The organism is Streptomyces sp. NPDC101178 (genome assembly GCF_044767965.1).
Classification (GTDB): Bacteria; Actinomycetota; Actinomycetes; order Streptomycetales; family Streptomycetaceae; genus Streptomyces.
This window is the reverse complement of the sequence record NZ_JBIWOZ010000005.1, coordinates 543,921-551,095: the sequence shown is the minus strand read 5'-3', so window position 1 is coordinate 551,095 and position 7,175 is coordinate 543,921. Positions and strand designations below refer to the sequence as shown.

At 74.9% G+C, this 7,175-nt stretch carries 5 protein-coding genes and 1 pseudogene; 5 read left to right on the top strand and 1 reads right to left on the bottom strand.

Features of this window, described 5'->3' with window-relative positions; translation table 11 throughout:
* Positions 1-571 precede the first annotated feature (571 nt).
* The 5 genes and pseudogenes from ACIRR8_RS18365 to ACIRR8_RS18345 all read left to right on the top strand — a co-directional run bounded on the left by ACIRR8_RS18365 (position 572) and on the right by ACIRR8_RS18345 (position 6,329).
* A complete protein-coding gene (locus ACIRR8_RS18365; RefSeq protein ID WP_404065468.1) occupies positions 572-1,168 on the top strand; it encodes a papain-like cysteine protease family protein in 597 nt (198 codons plus the stop codon).
* A gap of 8 nt (positions 1,169-1,176) precedes the next feature.
* Positions 1,177-1,953: a hypothetical protein gene (locus tag ACIRR8_RS18360; protein ID WP_404065465.1), complete on the top strand. Its 777-nt coding sequence runs from the start codon at positions 1,177-1,179 to the stop codon at positions 1,951-1,953.
* Between the two features lie 76 nt (positions 1,954-2,029).
* Positions 2,030-3,256 carry a metalloprotease gene (locus tag ACIRR8_RS18355; protein ID WP_404065462.1) on the top strand — a complete coding sequence of 409 codons (1,227 nt, stop codon included), beginning with the start codon at positions 2,030-2,032 and terminating at the stop codon, positions 3,254-3,256.
* 29 nt (positions 3,257-3,285) lie between these two features.
* Positions 3,286-3,468: pseudogene (locus ACIRR8_RS18350) on the top strand (peptide-binding protein); the annotation flags it as partial.
* 77 nt (positions 3,469-3,545) lie between these two features.
* Positions 3,546-6,329: a LuxR C-terminal-related transcriptional regulator gene (locus tag ACIRR8_RS18345; protein WP_404065459.1), complete on the top strand. Its 2,784-nt coding sequence runs from the start codon at positions 3,546-3,548 to the stop codon at positions 6,327-6,329.
* A gap of 60 nt (positions 6,330-6,389) precedes the next feature.
* On the opposite strand, the gene ACIRR8_RS18340 is transcribed toward ACIRR8_RS18345, so the two are convergent.
* Positions 6,390-7,169, bottom strand: coding sequence for a YqjF family protein (locus tag ACIRR8_RS18340; protein ID WP_404065456.1), 780 nt, complete (start codon positions 7,167-7,169; stop codon positions 6,390-6,392).
* Positions 7,170-7,175: the final 6 nt, after the last annotated feature.

Below are 7,175 nucleotides of genomic sequence, written 5' to 3'. Positions count from 1 at the left end.
GGCTGGGGGGGTTCCCGGGCCCGCGGGGCCCGGCCCCCCGGGGGGGCGGGGGGGCCCCGGGCCGCGGGGGGGGGCGGCCGGGGGCCGCGGCCGGCCGGGGCCCCACGACGTGCTGCCCGGAAGGACTTCGCCCGCCGCGGCCCGGTCCCGTACCCGGTGTTCCCCTCTTAGCGGCCGTCGGCCCTGCCCGGCGGCACCGGTGTGCCGGTCGCCTTATCGCGCCCGCGCGTCCGCGCGTCTTCCGGTGACCGCCCGGCGGGCGGAGGGATTCCGGCCCGAGCGCCTGGCAGGCGTAAAAGTGCCGGTGGCAACTCGATGTCGCCGTGTTTACCCAACGTCCATGTATAAAGACCCCACCGATCGACGGAGACCCCGGCACGACCGGTGCAACGCCTCTTCGCCGCGGCCGCGGCGCGTGGTCCCGTGGACCCGCGCGCAACTCGACGGACCTCTCCGATCCGCCCCTCCGCGACGCCCGCCCCGCACGTCCCCCGCCGCTCTCCGGCGCCCCCCGCCCGCCCTCCGCGGGTCGCGGCTGCCCGGAGACGGCACGAAGAAAGGCCGACCCCCCATGTTGTCCCCACGTATCGCCCGCACCGCCGCCGCTGCGGCACTCGCCGTAGCGGGCACCCTGGCCGGAGCACAGAGCTCGGTGGCCGCCGTCCTCCCGTACACCCAGGAGGTGCAGCAGGGCGGTTACTGGTGCTGGGCCGCCACCGCCGTCAGCATCCAGAAGTACCACGGTTCGCAGATCGACCAGGACCGGTTCTGCCATGTGGCCCGGAACATCCCGGCGAACCGCCCCTGCCCCGACGAGGGCCTGGCCTGGCCGAACATCGTCAAGGGCTACAACGCGACCGGCTACTCGGCCAAGTGGACCCAGTCCCACCTGCCGTTCCCCACCGTGAAGCGGGAGATCGACGCCGACAGCCCCTTCGTCATGGGGGTCACCTGGACCAACGGCCCCAGCGTGAACAGCCAGCACACGGTGGTCGTCTACGGCTACGACGACTCCTACAGCACCGCCAACCCCACGGTCAGCTACGCCGACCCCGGGCCCAACTCCCAGCGCCGGACCACCGTGGCCTGGAACGACCTGGGTGTACGGACGCCCACCTCGCAGTTCAGGTGGACCGACACCATCTACAACATCCGCAAGAGCGGCTGAGGCAGGCCGTGTCCGGGCGCACCGGCCGACGGGTGGCCGTCACCGTCCTGTCCGCCGCGGCCCTGTGGTCCCCGACCGCGCAGGCCGCCGCGGTGGCCGATTCCCCGGGGCCGGTGGTCGAGAGACTGCCGGAGCAGGAGGTACGGGTGGCGGTCGCCGCGGCTCGTACACCCGGCGCGGTCAACCTGGCCCGCAGCAACCTCGGCATCCCCGCCGGGCAGTCCGCCGCGCTGCGCGTCGAGGACCGGGGCACCGTGGTCCACCACCTCGACCCCGCCTTCGCCGAACGCGGCGGACGTCTCCCGCTCGCGGTGCCCGGCTATGTGGCCGTCACCGCACACGCGGGCGACGGCCGGGCGGTCACCCTCCAGGTCGCCCGGGTGGCCCCGGACGGCACAGGAGCACCGCGGTGGGCCGCGGTGGCGGCGGCGCAGGACGCCACCGAGGCCGGCCTGGCCCGGAGGCTGGAGGGGAACGAGGTCCTCTTCGAGGACCAGGGGCCGCGCGGACGTGAGTGGTACGCACTCGACGACCGGGGCCTGCGCCCCCTGGCTGAGAGCCCCGGTCGGTCCGGACCCCCGAAGACCGTGACGATCGCGAGCTACACCGAGGCACTGCGCGAACGCGCCGCCTCGGCCGGACCAGCGGTTCCTCCCGCGGCGGCCGATCGGCCCCACCGGTCCGGCGACCGGCCGTGGTTCCTCGTCGGCGTCGCCGCCGTCGTGGCGGCGGGAGGCTTCGCGGCCCTGCGCCACCGGGGCAGCCGCGCCGACCGGCACCGCTGAACTCCCCTCACCCGCACACCTCTCCCCGGGCCCGTCGGCCCCGAGGAGCCACACCCCCCTCGATTCCAGGAGCGTCATGCCCATCCGATCGCATGCTCCGTCCGCCCCGGCCGCCGGACCCACCGCCGCCCCGGCCACCAGACGCCGCGTCCTGGCGGCCGCTCTGGCCGTAGGCGCCGGAATAGCCCTCGCCACGCCACTCACGGCCGGGACGGCCGCCGCCGCGTCCACCACCTGTCTCAACGGCACCCTCGCCTTCGACCACAACGACGCGGAGGCGGGTACGCACAAGCCCCTGGCCACCCAGCGGGCGCGGAACTCCAACTGGGAGCTGTGGGGCCGCCGGACCGCTTCGGGCCAGGTGGAACGGCTGAGCAGCGGACTCACCGGGGCCGCCGACGGCCGCTTCTCCGCCTGTCACACCGGCACGGCCGCACCGCGCGACGTCCACGTCCGGTTCTTCTCCAGCGCCGGCAGCCTGTGGCGGGTGGTCGGGGCGGGCACGGCGAAGCAGGGCGACCCGAACTGGAAGAACACCACGCAGTACACCTTCACCACTGCCACGCGGAACACGCCGGCGGCCACCACCGACCTCGGCACGGTCAAGGTTCCGAAGGCGATGCAGCAGGCGTGGAAGATCACCGACACCCTGAACCAGCTGTACGGCAAGCGCGGCACCGGCTCCCTCTGCTGGACCGCCCACCAGACCTCCGCCTGCGATCAACTGACGGTCGCCTGGCGGCAGGACGGCTCCAGCGGCGGCTACTGGGACCACCCCTCCTTCCCGGGCGACACCAGCGACGGCACCGACTGGGTCGTGCTCAAGGCCGACGACCCGGACTCGAAGCACCTGATCCTCCACGAGGCCGGCCACTGGTTCCAGTGGCAGCTCCACAACAAGCAGTGGCCCCCCGTCCGCGACTGCAACGGCCACAGCCTGGACAAAGGCGCCTCGGCCGCCTGCGGCTGGACGGAGGGCTTCGCCAACGCCGTCGCGGCGTACGCCCTCGGCGACTCCCGCTACACGTTCAGCACCGGCGACTCCTACGACCTGCTCGACCAGCGGGTCGTGGGCGGCTGGGGCAAGGGCGACTGGGTCGAGGGCCGGGTGGCCGCCGCACTGCTCGAACTGTGGGGCCCGAACGGACCCGACGGCGGCAACTGGAACCGCACGCTCAAGCTCATGAACACCTACGTCAGCGGCGACTTCAAGCAGTACTTCACCCAGCACCGCCCGCTGGCCGGGCTCTCCACCACGGGGGCCGCCAAGACGATCATCAACCGCAACACGATCGTCTACTGACCGAGCGGCGGCCGGAGGCTGTGCGGGCCTCCGACCGCCGCAAGGCGTCCGGGGTGTTCCGGGAGATCCAGGACGAGATCGCCGTGGACGTGCCCGTCCTTCCGCTCTGGCAGCGGAAGGACTACGTCCTGGCCGCGCCCGACGTGGCCGGTTCCGAGCACCTCTCGGACGGCACCGGCGTCTGGCGCCTGTGGCGGCTGAGCCGTATGTGACCCCGGCCCGCACACCCGCACCTCTCTGGGACGCCTGGTGCGCGCGGGTGTACAGCACAGCAGACGAAACGTACGGTATGAGCACGAATTTCCGGTCGGCCATGGTGCCGGCCCTTCCTCCGGGAGGCGCTGTGGCGGGCGACGACAGAAGCGGCCTCTTCCAGCCACTCCCGGGCGCGGCGTTCCTACGGGCGAGCCTGGCGGGCGCCGAGTGCCGCCCCGCACTGGTGCTGCTGGAGGGCGGGGCCGGGACCGGCAAGACCGCCTTGGCGGCCCGGTGGGCCCGGGCGGCCGCCGAGTGGGGCGCCCGCACCCTTCGCCACGCACCGGCCGCCGCCGGCACCGCCCCACCGGACCTCACGGCCGTCGAGGCCCCCGCTCTCCTCGTCGTCGAGGACGTCCATCGCGCACCGGACGGGACGGTTCCGTGGCTGCGCGCCTGGCTGCGGGAGGCCCGGCCGGGGTTCGTGACGGTGGTCAGCTATCGGCCCGCCGAACTCCCGGACCCCGCATGTCCGTTGGGGCTGGATCCGGAGCTCCCGCCCGCTCTGCGCATCCGGCGCGAGCGCCTCGGGCCGTGGGAGCGGGACCGGACGAGGGCACTGGCGCTGGAGGTCCTCGGCCCAGAACGCAGCTCCGAGCGGCTCGCGGACCGGCTCCATCTGCTGGCCGGGGGGAACCCGCAGACCGTACGGGACCTGCTGGACGTCCTGGCGGAGACCACGGACCCGGCAGCGGCCCTCCAGGACGAGGAGGTGGAGCCACCGGTCCGGCTCACCCAGCACATCACCGCACGGATGGCCTGCCTGGGGGAGGATGCCACCGCCCTGGTGCGGGCCGCCGCCGTGCTCGGCGGCGGCTCCCGCGAACGGGACCTGCGACGGGTGGCCGGGCTCGGGCGGTCGGCGGGAGGAGCGGGACTGGTCCAGGCGCTGCGCTCCGGACTCCTGGAGGAGCGGGCGCCCGACCGCTACGGCTTCACGATCCCGCTCGCCGCCTCCGCCGTCCTCGTCCCTCTCCCCGGTCCGATCCGGTGCTCCCTGCACCGGCGGGCCGCCGACGTCCTGACCCGGGGCGGCGAGGTGTCCTGGGTGGCCGTCGCGCACCACGAGCGCCTCGGGGGCCGGGAGGGCGCATGGCTCAGGGCCGCCGAGCGGGCGGCCGACGATCCGAACGCCCTGGCCGACCCCGGCGCGGCGGTGAGCCTGCTCAGATCCCTGCTCGGCCGCCCCGACCTGCCCGCCCGTGCGGCCGGGCGGCTCGCCCTCGGCCTGACCCGCAACGCCCTGCTCACCCTCCCCTCGGCCGGCACCGTCGACGTTCTGGGGCAGATCCTGGTCCTCTCCCAGCTCGCCGACGAAGTGCGCGGGGAGATCCGGCTGGAGCGCGGGCTCGTCCTCAACAGCCAGCTCTGCCGGAGCGAGGGAAAGGCCGAGACCGAGCGAGCCGTGTCCGAGCTGCGCTCCCGTCCCGACCTGCGCGTACGGGCCCTGGCCGCGCTGGCGAACCCGTTGTCCGCCGTCTACGGACTGGACGCCAACCTGCACTGGTGGGAGCGCGCCCGTGCCACGGCAGAGGCCTCCGGGGATCCCACGGACCTGCTCGCGGCCCGCGCCGTACGCGGGACCATCGCGGTGGCGTGCGGCGAGCGCCGGCGCGTTCCGGGACGGCCCGGCAGGCTGCCCGATCCGGACGGCGGGCCGGACTCCCGGCGCAACGAGTACCTCACGCGCGCACTGAGCAACGCGGCCTGCTGTGCCGTCTTCAACGGCGACCTGCGGCAGGCGGCGGTGCTGCTCCGCCGCAGCGCGACACCCTGGGCCGCCGCCTCGGCCCCCTTCATCACCCAGTGCGACCGGGGGACGGAGCTGCTGCTCCGGCTGGAGCGGGGTGAGTGGTCCGGGCTCGGCCGGGAGAGCCGGGGGCTGCTGTCGGGGGTGGGCACCCGGGTGGACGCCCGGCTCGTCCTGCTGCACCTCGGCCTCGCCCGGGGGGCGTGGGAGGACTGCGTCACTCTCCAGCCCGGCCTTGAGGACATGCCCCGGGTGTTCTCCCAGTTCCCCTACGAGGTGTCGGCGGCCGGCCTCCGTATCCGTATGGCCGTGGCGCGGCAGAACACCGCAGAGGCGGTTGCCACGGCCGACCGGATCTGGGGCCGGCTGCGCGCGAAGGGCGTGTGGGTGTGGGCGGGGCACGCCGCGCCGTGGGCGGTGGAGGCCTGGCTGCTCGCGGGCGGGGAGGACACGGCGCGGGCGGCGGTCGCCGAGTTCGCCTCAGGGCTGCGCGCCCACCACAGCCGCACGGCGGGGGCGGCCCTGCTGCGCTGCCGGGCCCTGCTGGCGGAGCACGAGGGGGAGCATCCGGAGGCCCGCGGGCTGTTCGGGCGGGCCGCCCTCGTGCACGAGCGGACGGGCGCCCCGTACCGCCGGGCGCTCGACCTGGAGGCGGCCGGCCGGTGCGGCCTGATGGCTCGGCCTCCCGAAGCCGGAGTCGGAGAACCGGCCGAGGGGCCGCTGCGGGACCTGGAGGAGGCGCTCGGCGTCTTCGAGTCCCTCGGGGCCTCGTGGGACGCGCTGCGGGCCCGCGGCACTCTGCGCGAACTGGCGCCTGCCGGCCACTCCCGGGCGCTCGCGGGTGACGCGGCGGATGTCCGGGGGCGCGGGCGGCCGGCGTACGGGGACGCGCTCTCACCGCGTGAGCAGGAGGTGGCGGTCCTCGCCGCGGGAGGGCTGACCAACCGTGAGATCGCCGGTGCGCTGCACCTGTCGCCGCGCACGGTCGAGCAGCACGTGTACCGCATCATGCGCAAGACCCACGCGGTCTCCCGCCGGCACCTGCCCACGAGCCGCGCGGATTCCTGAGGCGATGACACCGTGCGCCTTCCGAGCACGCTGTCGGTGAGGACGCGTCGCCCTCGGCCCTCAGTGCCCGCGCCGCTGCGGCCCGAAGCGGACGGGGACACCGGGGGAGTACAGCACGCTCACCGGCTCCCCGACCGGCGCGGGCAGCCCGGCGGCCGTCACCAGGTCCTCGCCGCACTCCAGCAGCTCCGCCCGGTGCAGGGGCCAGCGGGGATGGGCGTTGGGCAGGTAGGCGGTCCGCCCGAAGGACGAACTGTGCAGGGCCCAACGGGCGGTCAGGAAGTGCTCCAGGGGCGTGGGGTCGCCGATCGCCTCCCCTGCCCGCAGCACGATCCGGCTCCGCGCACCACGCGGCCCGGGCCACCGCCGGGTGCTCGTGTACGTGAGGGTGTCACCGGACCGCGCGATGTCCATCCGGGACCACACGTAAGGCAACCGGAAGCCGGCCCGCGCCACGAGGACGGGGATCAGCCGCGAGGCGTCGAGCGACCGGAAGACCACACCGCGCCGCCCGCGCTCGTCCACGGAGTACAGCCGCACATTGGTCTCCGGAAACGTCCCGAGGTACGGAATCCCCGGCAGCCCGAGCACCCCGACCCGGTACATCCGGAACGCCACGAGCCCCACGTACGTCGTCGTCCCGTCGAACGTGTCCGGCACCGTTCCCGCCGGCAGGAGCGGCGCCACGTCCGCCGGATCGACCGCCCAGTGCAGGAACGCCAGATCCAGCCAGGACTGCGTGAGCAGAGGCGGCATCGGAGCGGCGGGCGGGTCGGGCGTCACGGGCTCGGGGGCGAGGTGGGCGAGGTGGGCGGCGCGGGCGGGGCGGGCTGCGGACATGTTCGC

Coding starts and splice junctions, on each gene's coding strand:
- ACIRR8_RS18365 (WP_404065468.1), top strand. CDS start 572: ATGTTGTCCCCACGTATCGCCCGCACCGCCGCCGCTGCGGCACTCGCC.
- ACIRR8_RS18345 (WP_404065459.1), top strand. CDS start 3,546: ATGAGCACGAATTTCCGGTCGGCCATGGTGCCGGCCCTTCCTCCGGGA.
- ACIRR8_RS18355 (WP_404065462.1), top strand. CDS start 2,030: ATGCCCATCCGATCGCATGCTCCGTCCGCCCCGGCCGCCGGACCCACC.
- ACIRR8_RS18340 (WP_404065456.1), bottom strand. CDS start 7,169: ATGTCCGCAGCCCGCCCCGCCCGCGCCGCCCACCTCGCCCACCTCGCC.